Below are 21,832 nucleotides of genomic sequence, written 5' to 3'. Positions count from 1 at the left end.
TTACTCTTCCTCACTATCATCAAATTCTGATTCAAGCGGTTGATAATCCAAAAACTTTTCGTTATACTTCCCGCCATTCTCTTTTTTACGAATCAACGTATCTGAATAATATTGTGTTGCATCTTCTTCGTTTTTATAAAAAGTCTTATTCAAAGATGAATTAATATCTTCTAATATATTTTTTCGTTGGTTAACACCTAATGCCTTATTTTCAACATCTATTAGTGTATACATCATTTCAAAAGCCAATTCTTCTTCTGGATACATTTCCAAGCATATTTGCTTTAGTATCTCCCACTCTTCACTTTCAAAATTCTCATTATGAATCCATTCAGGATCCTCAAAAGTTTTTCCAATAACCTTCTCATATATTCTAGGTAATGAATCATCAAATTCATGCTTATCATTAACCCAAATACGTCTAATTACCTGTAGTTCAGGTAATCTAATCAATTTCAAATCACAAAACTCTCCTGGACCATTTTCATTTATATCTTTCTGAATAGACAATAGTCTCTCTAGCCATTGTTCTCTAACTTCCTTCTTGTATGGGCCATGAAATAGTTTTCCATAATTTCCTTGAAGATTTCCTTTCATTCTTCTAAAACTTCTTCGTTCACGGTCACCTTCTTCATTGCCAAATTCATTACGAAACTCCAATAATGCACTCATCCATTCTTTTTCCTGGTCGTTTGCAATCATCGCTTCCATAGACTTGTCCTTTTCAACCATTGTACATACCCAACATCCAAAACGACTCTTACCACATGTTGGAGCGGATTTATCCACCTGAAGAGGACATTCATTATCTGCGGTTGCACCACGATACATTGTCATCAAATCCATATTCGAATATCCCCATGGATTTTTATATTGCATTAAGAAAGACCATACATCATCATCAGACCAGTCCTCCATTGGAGAAAAAACCAATTCATTCGCTAATGTTGGATTAGGGCTAAGCAATTCTCTGACTCTTTTTTTCTCAAGATTCGTCATCGTACGATTACGACGTGAACTCTCCTGTTTTCTTGTTCCTAAAACCAAGATGATTTCCCCATGTTCAGCGATCTTATTTTTTATAAAATTATTAACAGGTTGGATTTTTAATCTATCCGTACACCAACGGTATTTCATTCTTGGAAAAGGGTATCCTCTACCTATTAAATTCACCCAAAAAGTATTGTTATAATCCGGTATCAATCTTTCTGGAATAAAAGGAAGGTTCTTTTTTTCTGACTGCTCCCTCATTAAATCCAAAGACCTTTCTACCCATTTTGATACTACCGGTGATTCTACAAGCGTATCTGTATTCATAATATGAATTTTCTTTTTACGCTCTTCCTCTGGCAGCTTCATAATGGCCATCCATACCAACTGAACCGCCGCTGTACTATCTTTTCCACCAGAGTATCCAATCATCCAAGGAATATCGTCTGCCATATATAAATTCTGAATTGTAACTATCAATCCATCAATTAATTCTTTAGTCACTGCCATTTTCTCTTGCCTCTATTCTGATATTGTCTTTGTTAGAACTTCCTCAGCACATTTTTCTTCCTCAGTCAAAGGAATTCCAATTTCTACTTTTATTACATTTGCAATTAACATTGCAGCTTTTTTATTCGTGATAATTCTTCCATTTTTTGCCACAGCACGCATGTACCACTGCTTAGCATTTCTATTCCAATTTATTTTTTCTACTTTTGCAATATACTCTTCAGGTTCTATCTGTTGAGAATAAAAATAATTTCCTACTCTACCAAAAGCTTGTATTACAATACTCTGTGTTGCAATATAGTTTTCTCTCAAATCAACTTTCGTAATCTCGTGTGATAATAATTCTTGCCATTGCTTCATGTTTTTCACAACCAAGGACCAATACTTAAGCAAAAATTCTTTTATTCCATCTCCCTGATTTCTACCTACAATACTTTTATTTGCAGTATAAAAAGTATTTAAGGTAAACAGACTCGAAGAATATTTACCAAGATTATCTTTCTCTTTATCTGTGTATGTATTTAAGAAATCAATCCTCCATATTACATTCCTAGTGATCACAGCCATCTCATCTCTAGAATCATACAATTCCGAAATCGAATTGGATGTTTTAACCGCATTCTTATTTAAGTCAGTAAAAATTTGCTGGCTTCTCAATAATCCTCGGTCAGCATAAAACACAATAGATATTGTTTCATTTTCCAAAGATGGATCTTCTTTAATCGCTGCAAGTATTGCCGATTTTCTATGTTGCCCATCATTTATTAAAAAATGTGCATCCATAGAAACTTCAAGAACTCCGGTATCAGCATTCTTTTTACTAGGTTCAAATCTATAATTACCATCAATAGACGCTGCCAAAGCTGAAAACACATACGAATCACGATTATCTAAAATATATTTACTAATTATCGGTATTCTAACCTCATTAAGTTTTCTTTGCGCCCTATATTCCGGTAAAACAAACTCTTCATCATCAATTGGAAAAAGTTTTGATAACATTTTTAAGGGAACCATCGCAATATAATATTCTGTTTCCGCTTGTATTCCTTTTACTACTGGAAATCTATATACAAAATCCATTGTTTCCCCCACATAAAAAGAGATATACGTAAGTACCTACTTAAGTATATCTCTTGCATTTATTTTTGTCAATCTGAAATGTTACTTTCTCACGAATGAAATCCTAATTTTTCCTTCCAATTTTTCATCACGTATCCACTTTAATACCTTATCATTCAGATCCAGTAAAGTTGCTCTACCAGCATTTGTATTTTGAAGAAAAGTTACTATTTCATTGTCCAGGCCAAGCTTCACAATCAACTGCTCCGCTTCAAGAATTCCTTTTGTCATTGTCACATACTGACCTGTTCCCAGCTCCCATGTAACAGCTCCCTGAATTTTTTTCAAACAGTTATCTACACTTTCTGGATCAATACCTTTAATAGCTTCTAATGTACTCACAGTCGATCCGGTAATGTCAGAATATTTTTTCGACCACTCTTTTTTCATTTCTGATTGAATACCCTTATAAGAGTTTTCCGACTTAGCAACGTCGTCTTGTATTGCCATTCCTGTAGATATAGCCGTTTCAAGAGTATCCAACAACTCTTTTGTCGAATTCAATATTTCATCATTCTTTTGAATTTTTGCATCTTCATATAAATATTCCAACGTTGATATAAAGCTCTCTGTTTGCTTAAGAACTATTCGATATCTGGTGTCTGTATTTTCTTGAAGTGCCTTATTCCTTTGCAAATCAGTTTTCGTCTTTAGATCCTTCAAGGCTTTTTCAGTTACAACCAATTCATCAAAAATCATACATTGACCATCCTTTCTATTTTTTCTTTACATTGCGAGATAACCTCTTGTTCACCTTTATATCTGTTCTCAGATTCGACATAACCTCCATCAGCCCCCAACGCTTCAAGTTTTGTCTTTATTTGAAGATTTGCTTTATCTACATCCGCTTTAACATTGATAATGATATCAACAAACGAAGATATAACTGAAACAGGATCACCCGAAAAAGCCATTATTATATTTAATGGATCATCCTCTTCCATAGCATTGGCAATATCTGAAATTGCTTTCTCTAAATTTGCTGTCTTCTTGAGTGAATCTAAAGAGATCTCCTTAACATTGACCTGTGCACTATTGGCGGCCTCGTAAAATTTCTTTACTCTTTCAGCAAATTCAGAAATAATAGTTTCATCTATTTTATCATCACCCAATGCATCAAATATCAACTGTACTTTTGCACGTCCTACTTCTAGTTCTGCTTTAGCAACTGCCTCAATACGTTCCTCAATATCCGAAAGAAATGTGTATGCATCTCTACGCTGAGTTATTCTATCGTCATTCTGGCGTTCCCCATCTTCAATCTGAAGTTTATTTCTCTTCACCTTTGAAAATGTCTTTGATAATGCGATTGAATCCAAAACAATAATCTTACTAGCACCAGCCTGTCCTATATTAAAATACTTTCTAACAGTTTCTTGATTATTCTTATCAGCGTTTTTTTGCGTCATAACTGTTAATAGTTTATTCCACTCTGAACTATGCATATTAGATGTCGACTTATTTGGTTTACTTGCCAACAAGGCTTGCAAATTGAAATTTTTAAGATTTTTTTCTCTGAATTCACCTGCCAAAATTGTTCTATAAATCTCAGCCGAGACCGCAGCTTCAATATACGATGCTTCTATTCCATCCTTATATTCAGCCACTCTTCTTACAATATCTTTTTTTATTCTTTCAGTCCATGTGGTAATTAAATATGCATCAAAATCAGCATCTGGGTAATTCCAGCTCTTATTACCAAATTCTTTCCAACGAATCAATGCCAAAATAATATTTACACTGTTCCATGTTGCTGGTAAGGTGTACAAACCTTCCTTTTTTGTCTGACCTTCCAAAGCAACCAACAAGAAAGTAGAATTCTTTACCTTATCAGCATTGTCCATAGAAATACCCTCTACCTGCCAATTAATAGCCGAAAACAAATAGTCTGGTATTTCATCATAAATAGCAGAATGCACAGTACCAGCTGCTCCGACAGTGGCCGAAATATCAATTTTCTTTTCATTTGTCCATTTTGTGAGCAATGTATTCGCATCATTGACTTTTTTTACTTTTGCAGCTGGCAACTGAAGTTCCGGACCAGAATTTGGATCAGGTCCAGGAATCGGCTCTGGTCCTGGTTTTGGATCTGGGCCAGGATCTGGACTAAGATCCGGAACTGATATCTTGTCCATATCAACGATTGGAAATCCAAAATCTTCAAATATCTCTTTTCTTATAGAAGAAATGTATGTAACATTTTTAGCATCCGTGTATTCTTCAGGTTTACCATTCCCCCAAATACTCATAAACTTGTACAGCCTGTTACCAAGTTCTTGATTTTTAATTTGATTGTGAATTCTAAATGTTAATGTTTGATTATGATTAACAACATCCACATCAAAGCTTGGGAAATTATCCCTATTAAAAATGGCATCTCTTACAACCGGTTCGATTATATCCCTTATGATATATCGAGGTGTCTGATGACCTTTCTGCAGAACATTATTGTAAAAATATCGAATACTATTTTTGGTGAACGGATAAATATTAATTTTCTTACCACGACCAACGCTAACATATTCCCAATTTTTTCCTTCAACCACATCATGAATTGGATAATCTTCAGGATTGGCATGACCTACAACCCAATCAGAAATAATATCTTCAGACAAAGACATTGTATTAACATATCTTGCAACAAATTCAAAGATTCCTTCTTCATCTAAAACATCACTTGGAATATATACATATTTTGTAATTCTATCCTTATGATTATCCTTGAAATTATTTTGAAGATAGTTGTTCGTTGTTCCAACAATGGAGGAAATTCTGCATAATTCATCGCCAGTTCGTTTTCCAGTATGTTCCTCAATCAAAGCATCTAACAAGGCTGTATCAACGCCTGTAAACGATGTGACATCCTCTATAAACAAAGTTAACTTTTTATCAATCCTAAAAAGTTCTTTACGAATATCCAAGAAGATCTGCTTGAAATCACCCGGCTCTATTCCAGCGCATCTCTGAATTACATCATTTCTAAATTGATTTAAATAGTCTGCAATTTCCTTAGCTGCCTTAGGCCCCTTTTCATCCGACAAAAGTTCCAATGCAAGTCTTTCTGCTTTACGATCTCCACCTGCTCTCTGGATACTCTCATACAAATCCTGTGAAACTCTAAAGTCTGATGGCTCAAATTGAGCAATCGTATCTCTATCTACGGAAGAATGCTCCGCGATTTTTGAATACATTCTCTCAATTGGTCCCTTTTTTCCAAGTAAATAATCATGTACAATTTCATTATTTAAAAATGCTACTAATTTTCTCTTTGCAACATTCCCAATTTGTATATCATGATCATCCATATCATTATCTATCTCAATAATAAAATTATGATAAATCAGATCCTTTAATTTATTTTCTTCTATAGAAACAGCAGCTTTTACCAAACGTTCATATACTTCTTTATTTGAAATTCCATGAACTTCTGGTTTATCTAAAAGCTGCCGAATCGTCCCTTTTAATGTATTATCTCTTCTTCTGATAAACAGAACAACTTCATCTTTAGGCTTATTTTGCTCATATCTAGCTGCGAACCATCTTATCAGGTGAGATTTTCCCGTTCCACTCTGACCATAAACAGCTATAAACTGATGCTTATCTTCAGGATTAAGCACATACTGTTTAAATATATCTTCTTCTGAATGAGACTTTCCACCTAATGGCGATATATCAAACTTATCTAATACCTTAAGACGTTTAACAGCAACGTGAGTTGCTAAAAAATCACCCTCGGAAGAAGTGATTGAATCCGGTTTTGCAACATATGAAATTCGTTCTTTTGCTATATCTGAATTCATATTCCCACCTCTTTCTTACAAAATAGTAATATGTGTAATAGTTGAATCATTTGAATATGATTTTAGCGGATATAACGTCCACATATCCATTTGGTCCATAATATGTTCCATTCTTATTTTTCCTAGATCTTGTAAAGCTCTTAAACCATTTGATACACCATAATTAAACTTCCTACTTTCCGGATCAGAGATGACGATATTAGACATAGGCAATATTTTTTCCACAAATTCACTGATTGAGTATCTGGTTTTTGTTTCAAGATCTGATGACTCTATAAGATCCGATAAAAAAACACAAGCATTTGGTACAATAAACATTTCCTGCAGATATCCAAAGCCTAAAAATGAAGCCCAAAATCTCCAAGCTCTCATCGCAACAGCATCTACAGGCATCCCTGTCAACTCAGTAAAAAGAGGTCCAAGGTTGGCTATATTCTTATCCTCTTTAAACATAGATGCTTCTTTTTCAAAATATGCATTAGTAACCTTATAAAACTGACCGTTATTAAACTTTTCTAACTGTGTATTTATATACCTACGCATGTTTTCTATATTTTTGACTGTTTTTGCATCTACTGCCAACTGAATTAAGTCATCCGAAATAGTAATAAGGCCTAATTCTTCTGCTGCATTCTTATAGTCATTAAAGTAAACTGAGCCGTTTCCCAAAAAATCTGGTTCCATCTTATCCTTAAGTTCACCAGAAGATATCGGATTTTTTTCAACTATCTTACACAACGCATATACCCTTTCAGGTATAGCGGTTGTTAACATCTTTTCTTTAAACATGCTTCTCCCTTTCTAGACATACACGACATTTGCTTGGAGACTAGGTCCATTTACCATCTCTGTAAAAGTCTTTTCTGCAGATGCAATATATGCATTTTTGTTTATAATATGTATTACTCTTGTCGATTCCTTTTCGCAAAAATTATTTCTAATTATGTTATATTGCTCACCAATTTCCCTCTCATTTTCCGGATACACTACAGCAATTAAACCCGATGTATAAAAAAGAGATTTTTTGCTAGATAATTGATATGCCTCTTCTAATCCTACAATAAATACATTTTTCTTTGTTTTTATATCTATTGTAATATCATCCGCATCAAATTCGTCTGGAAAAATAATTAATGAAGCTCCTTTTTCAATTAACCGATCTAAAACGTTCCATTTCTCAGTATTTTTACAAATAATCACTGCCTCTGGAGAATCTCCAAATAAAATTGCTTGTTCTTCTGTAAGCTTTCTTAATGGTAAACCAACTCTATTCTTCAATGGAAACTTAGGAACATCTCCTATTATTGGAGAACTATGAGCATTACAACCAGCGCAGAATTCATATACTTTTGAATATGTATCTGTAAATAATTCCGACAAACAATTTTGGGAATTACTCCTTACAGAATTACTCATCGCATTATACGCATCATTGTAATAATTCCATTCCGCCTCTCTAATGTTTTCGATATGATCCTTCAAAGCAGCATTATTAGTTCTCAATCTATCATCAACAATCTCGATAATAATCATGTATTTACCGGTTTCAATCGACACCTCCAAAATTTTTATCATATTATATCGTCGCAAGATTAAGAGAACATAGACATTCCAGTTCATGTCTGCATCACTTGTTGGGGAATCATCAAACTCATCATTATCCGCATAATTGGGGCGTATAGATGTATCTATACAAACCTTATTGTTAGGGAATCTCTTGGATTTTGGATTATTATACATACTATCCCATCTTCCAAGTATTTTTTCCGCGGTTAATACCTTTTTGGTGATTCGATCTCGACCTATAGTAGCATCTTCAGGATGTAAACACATCACACTTAAACAAGGTAATCCATCTCTGCCTCCTCGCCCTAGTTCTTGATAAAAAGTATTAGCATTTTGCGGAATATATGTATGAATTACCGTTCTAACATCCGGTTTATCTACTCCAATACCAAAAGCTGAAGTAGCAATCATTACTTCGAATTCATCATCTACCCATTCCTGTATTAATTGTCTTCTTTGCGATGCTCCTGTAAGGCCTGTAAACGTTTTTACATTGTTAATTCCAGATTTTGATAATAATTCTTTGTAATGCTCTGCTTCTACTGGACGAGCCACATATATAATCAACGGATGTGGTAATTTTTTTACCATGTCAACCACACTCGCTTCTTTTTCGTCATTACTTCTTTTTCTAACGACACAGTACCTAGGTTCATGCCTTAGAGCATCACACCGAATCTCTATCCACTTTCCGTCCACTTCGAAGAAGTTTTTCAAAATCTCAACACATTTATCCTCAAATGTGGCAGATAATAGGATGGTTCTCAACGATGGATTGGACATTAAAAGCATATTTCTCCATGCTTCAAGGCACTGATAATCTACTCTAAACCCTGCTCCCCAATCTACTACAATATGTGCTTCATCTATAACTATATTTTTCAAATATCGCGCCTTATTTGCATCTCTAATAACATTAAAAAAATGTGGATTCTCTAGCAATGCTTCAGGAGATATAAATAATACTTTAGCTTTTTTATCCTGAATTGCCTTCAATATCGGTCCAGCATTTACTCCACTAGAATATGCAAATATTTCTCTTTCATTTGAAGTACGCTTTATTATTTCTCTTGTAACACGTTCCTGATCCAACGCTAATGATACAGTTGGAACAACAACAATTGTTAATCCATCTTTCTGATATGAGATAGTTTGTGTTACTAGACTCTTCCCTCCTCCTGTCGGTAATGAGATTAAGGAGGTATATCCCTCCGGGGTATTTAGTGCTCCATAAACAGCTATTTTTTGATCCAAGGTCTTGAACCTAGTATATCCTGTTAATTCCACTATCTTTGAATCTGCAATTAAATTAGCATCATACTTTATAATTTCAGTTTTACCCTCTTTAATAAATGCTTCTTTAACAAATTTTTCATTTATCCCTTCTAGAACACAAAATGATGCAAAGTATTTATTTTCAACAGCATCCAAAGAAATACCGAATTCATTATCCAAAAGAAACTGATCATCACTAACGTGTACACTCTCATCAAAGATAATCAAATAGTCACGTAATGCCATAATATAATCATCTTTATACTTTGTATCACTTACAAACTTTCCATATGATACAAGTAAACGTCTAACTGTCTTCCAATAAAATGCATCAATTGGATCTTTCGAAATCTCTATGATAATTTCATCAATTGAAATCTCACCATTAATAAGCATTTCAATTTTAACCGCTATATCCTGTCTATTCATCTTCAGCTCCAATCATCATTATAAAAGCTGCAGCCTCAAGATTAACCTTAGGCCTCTTCATCGCATCCAATACTACTATTTGATTGTTTTTTAGCTGCTCTATTCCTGCATCCGTCATTACATAATAATCAGAGTTAGCCATTCGTGCAGACAAAGTTCTCTCCATCTCTTCTCTAGCCCCCTTTATGTTAGACCGTTTTTTGAAAATATCTACAGCTACGTTGTATGCTTCCTTTCGTGCAGATAAAACAATTTCATTCCATGATTCGCCCCCAAATTTCTGTATAAACCAATCGATGTTTCTTCCAGAAATCTCATCTTGCAAAAATTTTGCTTCGTGACTTCTTTTACCCAAATGAACTATCGCAGATTTTTGTGCAAATCCCTTACTAACAATTGATAAATACTCACGGACTATCTCCGCGTCAGTCACCTCATTAGGATTACTAATTGTAATTGGTACAATTACTTGCTCTGACAATAAGTAATTTCTATATGGACTTAGCGCATAAATAGAAACATTTTGATCTAGTAAATATGCATTATCAGGAGATACCGACCACGTAAAAACCAAACCACTCCACTCCAAATTGCTTTTTACAGCAAAAGCACTAGAACATCCTTTACATGATTTAATTGCATTATCAACAATACAATCAAAAATCTCATCACCCGGAGCAAAAAAATGAAGATAATCATTTTCTATCGCTAGTTTTCTAGAAAATGTTCCATTAATTGTTCTCTCTTGAGTTTTTCGTTCCATTTTTTTATTATATGCTTCCTGAACCTTGATTAACTTCTTATTTTGTTCAGATCCTAAATACTCATTCCATTTAGGTGGTATAAGTTGCGAATTTATTGCGGCTTTAGGTGAAAATGATGTAGCTGAATATGATATTTCTCCAGTCTTTTTTGTAATTCCGCGAAAACCAGCCAATGTAGCCCAATTAGTCATTGTAGCTGCAAACAAATCATTCTCATTTTTGGAATAATAGTCTATAAGGCGTCTTAGTTCCGCATACATTGGTCTGTATACAAATCCAGCTGCATCAAAATTTTGTTCTTTTCGTATTACCTCTTTCATTGTATTAGCCAACTCAACAATATGCGGTATTTTATCAAATAATCCATATTTAAAATCATCTTCTATTGCAGAAGTAATCTCATCATTTATATCCTTCATGATGATTTCCATTCCACTAAGAGACTGATTAAATATTTGAAGTCCATCCCTAAAAAAGCTAAACAATGCCTCTTCGAAAGTATTCTTTGTATGAACCACTACTGAATACACAACTGGCCTAGACATATCTCTTTCCAAACGATCTAGTCTACCAATTCTCTGTTCAATAGAACTAGCATCCCACGGCAAATCAATATGTACAATATAATCTGCGCACTGGAAATTTCTTCCTTCACCACCTGTATAATCGCATAACATAACACGGCAAGTCTCTTGAGTTTGAAAACGAAATGCATTTAGTTCAATTTCATCGCTACTCATATTTTCTCCGAAAAAGCTTACTTCATCTTCCGGAAAAACCTTTGTCAATGCTGTTTTATATAAATCAAATGTTTCTGCGAAATTTGTAAATAAAACCACTTTTTGATCATAAAATTCATCAAAAAGAGCATTTAAGACCGTAACCATTCTTGATGAATAACTTCCAGAATATTCACCTGGATCATCCATAATATTATTTATGTTTTTTAGATTAAAATCTTCCTGATCTTTCCATTTTCGCGCATTAGTTAGAAGCGTATCCGATACCTTTCTTTTTGATATTTCCGCCCAAAAAGCTTGTGGTGAACTAAACAATCTTGATATTAATGGTTTAATATCAGATTCAACATTAATCTCTTTCTTTTCGAGCCCAGCTATCACCCAATCAGCTAGCTCATTGTATGTTAACATTTCATATAACGCATTTTCATCATCTATTGTATATTCTAAATCCAATAAATTTCTTGATGCCATCAATTGAACATCTTCTTCACTTTTTTCCAATATTTTTCGTCTATTTCGAATAATATTACTTTCAATTTGATAACTGCTGCATATATATGAAATAATTACCTTTATGTAATATACCCCGAGATCAACATCCTCATATTTTATTTTTTCCAGTAATTCTGATAATTTTGAATCATCAAGCACATCACATATTTCTTCCAAATCACAAACTATTTCATCAAATAACTCCTTGCATTCTTCCGATTCATGTGCATCCTCTTCACCTTCGAGTAATGTTGAAATTTCTTCTTCAAAATCACTTAAATCATCGAGGATTAAAGCTGTTTTTTGTATGATTCTACCCTGCTTATTAATCAATTCTCCGAACTTATCCACTTTAAAATTATCGTATTTTTGTGGCAAAAGTAGTCTCAAGAGATCCAAGTATTCCTCTTTTTTTTGTTGAACCGGCGTAGCACTTAGTAGCAAAAGATTCACTGTATTTTTACTTATTGTGTGAAGAATCTTGTATTTATTTTCAATGAATAAATATTTATGAACTTCATCAACTATTACGAAATCCCATTCCCTAGATTTATCGCTATCAGTAAGATCCTCTATTGTTTTCACTTCCACCCAGTTCTGGTTTGTTCCTTCCCCATTAGGAATATTAAACTTAAATAATAATTCCGATATCCACTGTTCCCTTAATGCTGGTGGAACTATAATCAAAGCATTCGTTTTGTTTTGATTCATTGTGTATATCTTATATATAGATATTGCTTCTATCGTCTTTCCCATTCCAACTTCATCAGCAAGCATATATCTACATGGTTTTTCTTGTAGACATCTCATTATGGTATTGACCTGATGTGGCAATAAATATATCTTTGATCCTGCTAACTCTTTGAATCCATAAATAGAATTTTCAAGGACATTCATACTTCGAGAAACAATTGATCTACCTATAAACCAAGCAGGGTTTTGAAATTCATAATTTCTAATTTGGATAGCTGGATCTATCTGACCGTTATTAAATGATGCAATTATATCTTTTTCACAAACCTTTTCAGTTCTTTTATCAACTAAATTCTGCAGATAATAATAGAAATATTCATCCTCCATTTTCTGACAAGACAAGACTTTGTGCTGTGCTCCCTTATATATAACAATAGAATCGATAAATAATTTGCATCTAACTGCTAATGAGGTTGGAATTTCTATTGTTCCTTTTGGCAAATCTTCAAAGAATAATAAATACCCAAATGGATCGTTTATTTTGACCGATACTGTTCTCTTAAATTCGTCAATTTTAACAATTTGTCCGCAAATAAAAACTCTAGGTTCATATATACTTTCTTTATCAGCTGGACATCTGACATACATTTTGGTTTTCAGCATAATCGGCCATCCTCCGCATTTTTTATTCTATGTGCGCATAATAATCCACACATAATTCCCTGTTTGTACAATATTTACACCATAGATTTGTACAACTTGAAAATCTACTCTCTTTCAGATTTTCAGATGACAACTCACCATCAATCTTTTCTTGATTTACTTCTACAAATTTATCTTTTAAAATATCTTGATTAAATTTCCTTGGATTCTTTAATTGCTTATATATAAATAATTCCCTAATAATCATGTACTTTCTATCTTCAGGTGTTAATACAGGAAAACTGAAACCATTATTCAGTCTATTGCGTACATTATTAATGATATCTATACGATTTACATTGACAGCAAAAGGAAAATACTTCTTTAGCTCGTCATATACCTCATTTAAGGTATCCAAGAGAATTATTTCACTGTTAGTAGATCCTTGAAGTTTTTCTTTAACTTCATTTTCTACCCATACTTCCAGATATTTAGTAAGCAAAAAGTTATCCTTGTATACAGTATTTCCTTCAGTTACGCTTTCCAACAAAAATTTCTTTTTGCAAATCTTAAATCTAAAAAAATCATATGTATCAAACTGACCAGCTGCACAATCCTTAAATTGAATATCTGAAACATCGACTATTTCATGGTTAAATCTGAGATCTATATTTCTATCCTTTTTGAGCCCCAATATCTTCAACAAATAATATGGTTCTCTCTCCAAATCGCCATTCCTCTTTACATAACTAAGTTTGTATTTTCCTCTATTAAACTCAAGTCCATAAATCAATGCATATCTCTTAAAATTTTTGTATTCTTTTCTTGCTTTAACAAAAACCTGATATTTCCAATCAACAGGATTCTGTGCCACTTCAAAGAATTCATCATTTAATGGCCATGTAAATTCTTGTTGCTTTACAGAATCTATATCTTCATCTGTCAAACAAGCAAAATGCAGAATACTACTCTTATCTTTAACCGTTCTTAAAACATCACCATCAATCTGTTCAAAATTTCTCACAATCCAGTTTGCACTTTTTCCAGGTTTCGTTTCCTGTAATAGGTATAATGACATTGTAGATTTCAAACATTCAAAAGATGCGGATGCATCAATATTTTCCACCTCATCTAATCTCACAAGAACTCTATTAATAATATCTGTAAACTCCTCTGATAATTCTCTCTCATCCAGAATCTCTTCTTGCAAATATTGCTTCAATTTTTTATAAAATCCTTTGAAATTATAAGGTTTTTTTTCAAAATCTTCATAAAAGAATGAGGATAATTCTTCCAAATCATTAAGAGCATCTTCTAATATCTTCAATTCATCTACTGTCACTGAATAAAATAAAAGGTGCAGCAAACGATTCTTTCGCTCATCGTCTGATACAAATTTCTTATTCTTTCTTACTTTTTTAATTCTTGAAAGCATCTCATCTACAGATGTACAGCCTTCAAACAGCGCTTCCATGCGACCAAAAATCGACATTAATTGTCCTGCTGATTTTTCCGAAAGAATTCCCGCTCCAAGACACTCTCTTATATCATTAACATCCCTAACTAGTATTCCATTTGTTTCTGAATCCCACATATTTGCTACAGCAATAAAGAAATGACCCAATGGATAATTCAAAAATTGTCTCTCACCAAATTGTTCCGGAAAATATATCTTTAAAATATCGTTAGCAGAACTATCCGCAGCATATATCTGCTCTCTCATTGCATTCATAGGGTGATCAGGATTAATCTTTGTTGCATCTTCAAATACTTTTGCAACATAGCTTGCAAATTCCGTCATATTATCAAATTCAATTATTTCATACGGCTTTGAAAGTATAACATCCTCTTTTCGTCCATTTAATAATTTACCCATATTCTGAGCCAGAACATTGCCCTCATAGGATATAAGTGAACTATCCGTAGGATGATATTCTATTCCTGGAAAATCCTTAATTTCACAATCAAATGCAGAATATACATCTATCCATGTTTGATAGACATTCTTATACTGTTCCTGATAATTAATAAGTAAGATTACTTTTTTGAACTTAGCAATTTCCTCTATAGTTCGTAATAACAATGGTGAAAACTGATGTACTCCATGAATAACAATATGACTTAAATCGTATTCTACAAGTGATTCCTTAGAGCCAGATATTTCTTTTGCATCTGATATTGCTTTAATCAGCGCATTATCAATTTCACTTTCTGAAAAATTCTCTTTCAGAATAAAATCCTTTTTCTTTGGTGATTCAATAATCTGTTTATAAATAGTAACAATGAATTTCTGTTCTGGAGATAAACAATCCCATACAATATTTTCTGGGTCCATTCGCATTTCAAACAGTGTTCTTATGCTATTAAAAACCTCATCTCGATTAAACAAAAATGACTTCTTAATATTATCTATCTCTTCCTCGGATAATTCATTTACCGAATGACTATTTGCAATTATATTATCTATATCAGCATGTTGTTTAACTGCACATGATGTAGTCATCCATGTATCATATAAGCTTTTACTCAGATTCATTGCAGTAGTTACTCTGCCAATCTGAAAAGAACCACCATAAATTATTTTTAATCCATTTACCATTGTCTGTGAAACACAAAAATATGGGCAATTTGAAATTTCTCCCCATAATGCAGAATTCTCATTCAACTTGTATGGATCATGATAGGTATATACAATAATAGACATAACTAGCCCTCCAACAATGATGCCCAGCTTATATGTGGTGCACTATCAATGTTATTTATCCAAATGCAGTTTCTAATTGTTCTTGTAAGAGCAACATACAAAATACGTGATTCCTCTGCAATTTGTTCTTGAACTTCTTTATTTTCGTTATAATTTGAATTGCGCTCTCGTATACCATTTTCAAACAAGACGGTATATGAAAGATTATTATCATTATAATTTGCCTCTAATTTTGCTTTTTTAATATCGCTTATATCCTCAGAGGTAAATGGAAGAATAACTGTTCCGTATTCCAGCCCCTTAGATTTATGCACTGTTGTACAAATAATATGTACACCCTCATCATCAACTTCAGCAGATCTAGAGAGTTGTTGCTGACCAGATAATATGTTAATACTCAAATATTCAATTACTTGATTTAGCGTCAGAGCATCAATCCGTGAGAATTTAATCATCCGTTCCATTAGATACTCATAATTTGCAATATATAATCTTTTTTTTGTGATAGAGCGGCTATAAATCTCCCAAGGCTGTAAAGCATCAAATATTTGTTTAAGCGAATATAAAACTGGTTGTGTATATACTTCATTCAACACTCTTTTCCAGCTTATTCCCATTCTTTTTTCAAAAAACGAGTTCAAAACTCTGTTAATTTCTTCCACCTTTTCAATCTCAGACATACCATGTAATCTCTGGTAATCTAATGATAAATCCACATAATTTGATTCTATAAAATTGATTAAATGAACGGGGCTGGTATTATTTGAAATAGCCAGTAATAACTTATATAAATCAAGTGTTGATGGCAATTGAAACAAATTCCCACCCGCGCTAACTTCTATATTTACTTTTTTTTCATTAGCTGCTTTAACAATACTATCAATCTGCCAATTGCTTCTAACTAATATAGCGATGGTCCGTTCCTCTTTAGTGAGCTTTTTTGTTTCCATCAGCTTTTCTATCTTCTTTTGTTCTTCTCCTAAAGTTGCAACCAAAAGCTCAAGGATATTATCTGTTTCCTTTCCATGACAAGGTAGACTAACAAATAAATCATCCTCCTCTGCTTCTTTTATGACATCACTAACTAATCGATCTTTTTTTCCCGAATATGGCAATATCTCTTGATTGCCCATTCTAGAAAAAACATCATCAAATAGATTTAGCAATCTTCCATCGGTTCTATAATTCCTGTTTAATCTATGATGACTCCACTCCTTTTCCTTGCCATTTTGGAGTTTCTGAAAAGCATTCATCTTTGCTCCTCTAAAACGATATATACTTTGTTTTAAGTCTCCCACTACAAATAACTTACATTCTGCATTTATCAATTTTTGAAGTTTCTGGAATATCTCAATCTGAACATCATCTGTATCTTGAAATTCGTCGATAAACATATACCTTAGATGCAGATCTTCTAATTTATCACCACTATTCTTCAATACTTTTCCTAATTCAATCAGACATTCTCGTAAATCGACATCATTAGAGTTTTTCATCGATTCCAAGTAAGTTGCTTCAGCCGGAAATACTACTTTCAATAACAGATCATTAAAATATGGAATATTATTATCCACTGTTACACCCATTTCCGCAGGCTTTATATTCTCAAAATTAATACTCTTATCAAAAAGTCTTTCTGAGACACTCATTAATTTCTTTTTTAAATCATATATTGGAACTGGTAATTCATTGACAAAATTAGGATTTGTCGATTCCATTTCCTCAAGAAATTCGCCAAGAAAAATATCATATGCTCTTCCTCTGTTGTACTCGTTTGACGATATTCTAAAATTAGTACCAAGACCTGTACGAATTGATTCACCTCGCATGATACTAATTGCAAATTTATGAATAGTTGAAATATTGGATCGATCAATGTCTTCAACATATTTTAGGTAACGCTCTTTCCCCGTAAGAACAAAATAATTCACAAACATTTGCTTAAGTCTTTTTTTCATGTTAATAGCAGCATCATTTGTAAATGTAACCATCGCAATTTCTTCCGCTATGTTAGAAACCGGATCGCTTTCCTTATTACACAAATATGCAACTCTTGAAACCATAGAAAATGTTTTTCCTGTTCCTGCTCCAGCCTCTACTAAAATGTCCTTCGATGTTGATGCATGTTCCACACCATACTGTTGTAAATTAAAAGAGGATTTTTCTGATAATACTCTAAGTTCATTAATCCTATTATCCGGAATTTCTCCTTCGGTAATAACACAGTTCGCAGAAACTACATTTCTCAAAGAAGTTAATAAATATAATTCAAAATTGAAAATCTTGAATTCAACCTCTTTATAATCGTTTGGAATTCCTTCGGAATATCCTACATATAAATTATTACCTCTATAATCTATATTTTGCTTTTTTAATGAATCATTCATAGTATTCATGAATTGATTAAAAAGCATCTGTGTTCCGACAAAAATCGTAGTTTTCACACCCGAAAAATAGTCAGCTATAATAGCATTACATTCGTTAGGCAATATGTCAGCTGCGAAAATATAAAGTTTTGAGTATGGTAAAACTATGCTTTCATCAACAATATCTTTCAAATTCGGTTCTAATGATTTTCTAATTCGAAACATCAAATCATATGAAAAATCAGCATGAGCAATACAATTATTAAGTGCAAACACATTCATGATTTTTTTGTTCAAAGAGTCTTTATCTTCAAGATCATCTGCAAAAATTGTATAGTCTTCACCTGACACAATATCCAAATGCGTATGATGATAATCAGTCTTAGACATAAACGGATAGCAAACCATATCTAATACAAGTGGACTCACATTATACTTAGAATTGATTTTATTTAGGATAGCGAATCTATATGCACGTGCTTGCTTTTTAGGTGAGCCTTGAGGTTTGTCATAACCTTCTACTTCAATATTATCGATTCCATTCACTTTTATCTTATCAGGAACCCAACCTTTTACTTCCACAATAAGTACACCTATGTTTTCTGCCATTATACAAAAATCATATTCTCTTCCATTTATCTCCCTCTGGTTGTATATCACCATATCATTAGGCAGATATTCACTAAATTTATCCCAAACTTTACCTTCACCTTTATATAAAGGTCTTGTATCAATCATTTTTGCCATAGTAATTTCCTCATTTTCTGAATGATTGCATTATGCAGTAGTCTTTTTGTATTTTCCGGACTTAATTCTCTCATCTTTTGGCTTTTCAGCATCTTCTGGAATCAACCAATAAGTTCCTACTTTATATGCGCCTTCTATTCTTCCTTCAGCACAAAGTACTCGTATCCTTCTCTGTTTAATTCCCCACTTTTCTGCAACTTGACTCACTGACAAATATTCCATATGAATCCTTTCATTCAACAAAAAATATGTCCATTATTACCGATTTTATTTTAACCCAAAGTCGGCACAAAATCAATTTGAATCTGCAGTATTTCGACCGTTTTATCAAATTGGTCGTTTTTTAGACCAACTAAACCATCTTTTCACAAGTTCGCAAGCAGTGCAATCCTGTACAGGTTTGCGAAAAACGCTTGTTAGGGTGTGCGCCCTAATACCCCCTGAACCGATGATTCTCATCGGAGCTACGCATTGCTCTGCAACGCTAAAATATTGCTCCTTCATCATAACAAACAAATTTCTTTCGTCCGTCCTTAAGAAGTTCCTTTGTCTCCTCTGTATCAGCTTTCCTTCTTTGATAACCCATCGTCTGATTCACTTCCTTTACAATTTTTTTCGAGATAATCTTCAAGCTTATCTAAATCAACAATTACTGTCTTTCGTATCTTCCAACATGCATTAGCTTCCTTAGCAATCCTAACCATGCTGTAATAAGAAATAGAGAAAAATGATGCCACTTTAGCATAGTTTGTATATCTTCTCTTTTTCCCTTCGCGGATATATTTATCAAGGTTCGGTCCGTACCGAGTTTTCTTAGGTTTTGTCAGCCAAATCACCTCCTCTCCGTCATTCGCCGTAGAGCTCCATATAGATGCATAGTTCGTCATAATAGCGTTATAGAGCTCCATGGTGTGTTTTTAATTTTTCACTTTTGCCACAAAGATGACACATCGAAAAGTAGTGATTTTGCCTGTTTGATTGAAAGCGTATGTAGCTCCATGGAGGATAACGTGATTCTCTATGAAAACAAAAAAGACACCTTGCTTCAGGTTTTCACCTGTAACAAAGTGTCTGTAATTTCATCTTAAGCTATCCCTCAAGATAATATTTAGTTTTAGCAATGCTCCGTCAAGCTCCGTGATTCTACTACGGGATTCATGAGTTTTTACCGTCACGTCCCGAGTTAATAGTGATTTGTTTGATGATTTGTTGACTCGTTATGGCTCTCCATAGAGCTCCATATTATCACGTATTATGTCGTAAAGCTTCGTCCTTATCCATCTAATTAAGCGATTTCATCGTCGGAATTATAAATCACCATTCGTTCTATCTCTTTACATCAACTTATATTGCCTTATTCCCTTTGTATTACAAGATATTTCCGGCTTTATATCAATTTATCCCTCTTTAAAAATTTGAGGTTAAATTGATGTATTTAATAAGATTTGATGTGTATTTGATGTATAAACATCAGCATCGGTCCCACTGGACACTCCGCTAAAAAATTCTTATTTTACCTTCCAGATTACTAAATGATTCTTTCTTTGACTCTTTTGTAGCCTTAGCATAAACATCCATTGTTGTCGAAAAGTCCGCATGGCCCATAATCATTTGTATCACCTTTATATTTGGCTCGTTCTCACAATACCGGGTACAAAAGGTATGTCGAAGAGAATGTACTGTAAAATGTGGTAACAAAATCGGTTTCCGTTTCTCCTGCTCTGCCCGTTCAGACTCTTCCTGATTATATGCCTTATAAATCCGTTTTATGGTTCTGTTAATTGCCATGGGATTATGTACATTCCCGTAACGATTAGTAAAAATAAAGTGTTTATAACCATCAACCTCATCTTTACATCCACCTCGCTGCTTCTGATATCTCTTTTCTAACAACAAAGCTTCATAAACCTCTTCCAACATTGGAATTTCTCTTATGCTATTTTTTGTTTTAGGTGTGTTGATATGATATTCACATGTTCCATTGTCTTGCACACGGTATACCAAATTATGATTAATACTTATTATCCGTTCTTTAAAATCGAGATCCGATTCTGTTAATCCAGTAATCTCACCTAATCGTCCCCCTGTTCCCAGAAAAACAACAAATAGTGGTAACCAATGATGATATATGGGACTATCAGCAACATAGTTAATAAATGCAGTTTGCTGATCAATAGTTAAGGCTTCTCGTTTACTGCCTTCCCAATCGCAACTCTTTTTAATTTCAGCCATTACTCCAGATGCAGGATTGACCCGGATAAGACCATCTCTCACTGCCAATGTAAAGGTGGGATTTAGCAATGTATGTATTATTTCGATTGAATTCATTTTAAAATCTTTTTCCAAGATAAAGCTAATAAGAAATTCTTTCACATCAGAATATTTGATTTTACCAATGAATCTGTTACCAAAAGTTGGCCGAATATAATTATCATACATATACATATAATTTGTCCGTGTGGACTGCTTAAGGTTGATTTTCCCCCTTATATATCGGTCAAAAACCGCATTCAGGGTAGTTCGTTCTCCAGCATATGCATCAACACCATCTGCAATATCATGTTCAATAGCTTTTTTCTTCTGCCGCAGTTCCTGTATATCGCCTGCATAAATTACTCGTCGTTTTCTATTTACATCATGATACTGGTAAATATACTTTCCGTCTTTCCTTTGAGATTCACCAGGATATAGTACCCTCCCTTTAGAATCTTTCCTTGATGTAGCCAAATTGACACCTCTTCCTACATACACAGGAAAGGTAACAAAATGGATTTATCCTGTTATTTAAAACATTCAGGATAACACTTTTTAATAGCTCCTAAAACCAATTCTGATTGTGACATACTATGCTCATCAGCGTATGTCATCACATTTTCATATTCTTCATCTGTAACTCTTGTTCTGAGGAATTTAGCTTTAGGTTTTTCAATCTGAGGCCTGCCCATCTTCTTACGAATTGGATTACCATTCATATTATCAGCTCCTCTTT

The 21,832-nt window shown here is 33.5% G+C and carries 13 protein-coding genes; all 13 read right to left on the bottom strand.

The window, feature by feature from the left end:
• The 13 genes from dndC to CRO04_RS22895 all read right to left on the bottom strand — a co-directional run bounded on the left by dndC (nucleotide 1) and on the right by CRO04_RS22895 (nucleotide 21,815).
• Nucleotides 1-1,500 (bottom strand): DNA phosphorothioation system sulfurtransferase DndC, encoded by a 1,500-nt coding sequence (gene dndC / locus CRO04_RS22955; RefSeq protein ID WP_097006580.1) that lies wholly within the window; start codon nucleotides 1,498-1,500, stop codon nucleotides 1-3.
• 12 nt (nucleotides 1,501-1,512) lie between these two features.
• Entirely contained in the window at nucleotides 1,513-2,583 is a 1,071-nt protein-coding gene (gene dndB, locus CRO04_RS22950; RefSeq protein ID WP_097006579.1) for a DNA sulfur modification protein DndB, read from the bottom strand.
• Nucleotides 2,584-2,664: 81 nt separating this feature from the next.
• Nucleotides 2,665-3,321, bottom strand: coding sequence for a hypothetical protein (locus tag CRO04_RS22945; RefSeq protein ID WP_097006578.1), 657 nt, complete (start codon nucleotides 3,319-3,321; stop codon nucleotides 2,665-2,667).
• Nucleotides 3,318-6,422 (bottom strand): ATP-binding protein, encoded by a 3,105-nt coding sequence (locus tag CRO04_RS22940; RefSeq protein ID WP_097006577.1) that lies wholly within the window; start codon nucleotides 6,420-6,422, stop codon nucleotides 3,318-3,320. The genes CRO04_RS22945 and CRO04_RS22940 overlap by 4 nt, the downstream gene beginning before the upstream one ends.
• A 15-nt stretch (nucleotides 6,423-6,437) precedes the next feature.
• Nucleotides 6,438-7,211 (bottom strand): hypothetical protein, encoded by a 774-nt coding sequence (locus CRO04_RS22935; RefSeq protein ID WP_097006576.1) that lies wholly within the window; start codon nucleotides 7,209-7,211, stop codon nucleotides 6,438-6,440.
• A gap of 12 nt (nucleotides 7,212-7,223) precedes the next feature.
• Nucleotides 7,224-9,692, bottom strand: a complete 2,469-nt coding sequence (locus tag CRO04_RS22930) for a DEAD/DEAH box helicase (protein ID WP_097006575.1) — start codon at nucleotides 9,690-9,692, stop codon at nucleotides 7,224-7,226.
• A complete protein-coding gene (locus CRO04_RS22925) occupies nucleotides 9,685-13,047 on the bottom strand; it encodes an SNF2-related protein (RefSeq protein WP_097006574.1) in 3,363 nt (1,120 codons plus the stop codon). Before CRO04_RS22925 ends, CRO04_RS22930 begins: the two co-directional genes overlap by 8 nt.
• Before the next feature lie 22 nt (nucleotides 13,048-13,069).
• On the bottom strand, nucleotides 13,070-15,730 hold the full coding sequence (locus tag CRO04_RS22920; RefSeq protein WP_097006573.1) for a hypothetical protein: 2,661 nt from the start codon (nucleotides 15,728-15,730) through the stop codon (nucleotides 13,070-13,072).
• 2 nt (nucleotides 15,731-15,732) lie between these two features.
• Nucleotides 15,733-18,843 (bottom strand): UvrD-helicase domain-containing protein, encoded by a 3,111-nt coding sequence (locus CRO04_RS22915; RefSeq protein ID WP_097006572.1) that lies wholly within the window; start codon nucleotides 18,841-18,843, stop codon nucleotides 15,733-15,735.
• 30 nt (nucleotides 18,844-18,873) lie between these two features.
• Nucleotides 18,874-19,065, bottom strand: coding sequence for a helix-turn-helix domain-containing protein (locus CRO04_RS22910; protein WP_097006571.1), 192 nt, complete (start codon nucleotides 19,063-19,065; stop codon nucleotides 18,874-18,876).
• A 338-nt stretch (nucleotides 19,066-19,403) separates the two neighbouring features.
• On the bottom strand, nucleotides 19,404-19,730 hold the full coding sequence (locus CRO04_RS22905) for a DUF6462 family protein (protein ID WP_097006570.1): 327 nt from the start codon (nucleotides 19,728-19,730) through the stop codon (nucleotides 19,404-19,406).
• Nucleotides 19,731-20,340: 610 nt separating this feature from the next.
• On the bottom strand, nucleotides 20,341-21,570 hold the full coding sequence (locus tag CRO04_RS22900; protein ID WP_097006569.1) for a tyrosine-type recombinase/integrase: 1,230 nt from the start codon (nucleotides 21,568-21,570) through the stop codon (nucleotides 20,341-20,343).
• 53 nt (nucleotides 21,571-21,623) lie between these two features.
• Entirely contained in the window at nucleotides 21,624-21,815 is a 192-nt protein-coding gene (locus CRO04_RS22895; RefSeq protein WP_097006568.1) for a hypothetical protein, read from the bottom strand.
• Nucleotides 21,816-21,832 lie beyond the last annotated feature (17 nt).

The organism is Lacrimispora amygdalina (assembly GCF_900205965.1).
GTDB classification, from domain to species: domain Bacteria; phylum Bacillota; class Clostridia; order Lachnospirales; family Lachnospiraceae; genus Lacrimispora; species Lacrimispora amygdalina_A.
Note: the sequence above shows the minus strand (reverse complement) of the source record. Positions and strands in the feature narration are given on the sequence as shown.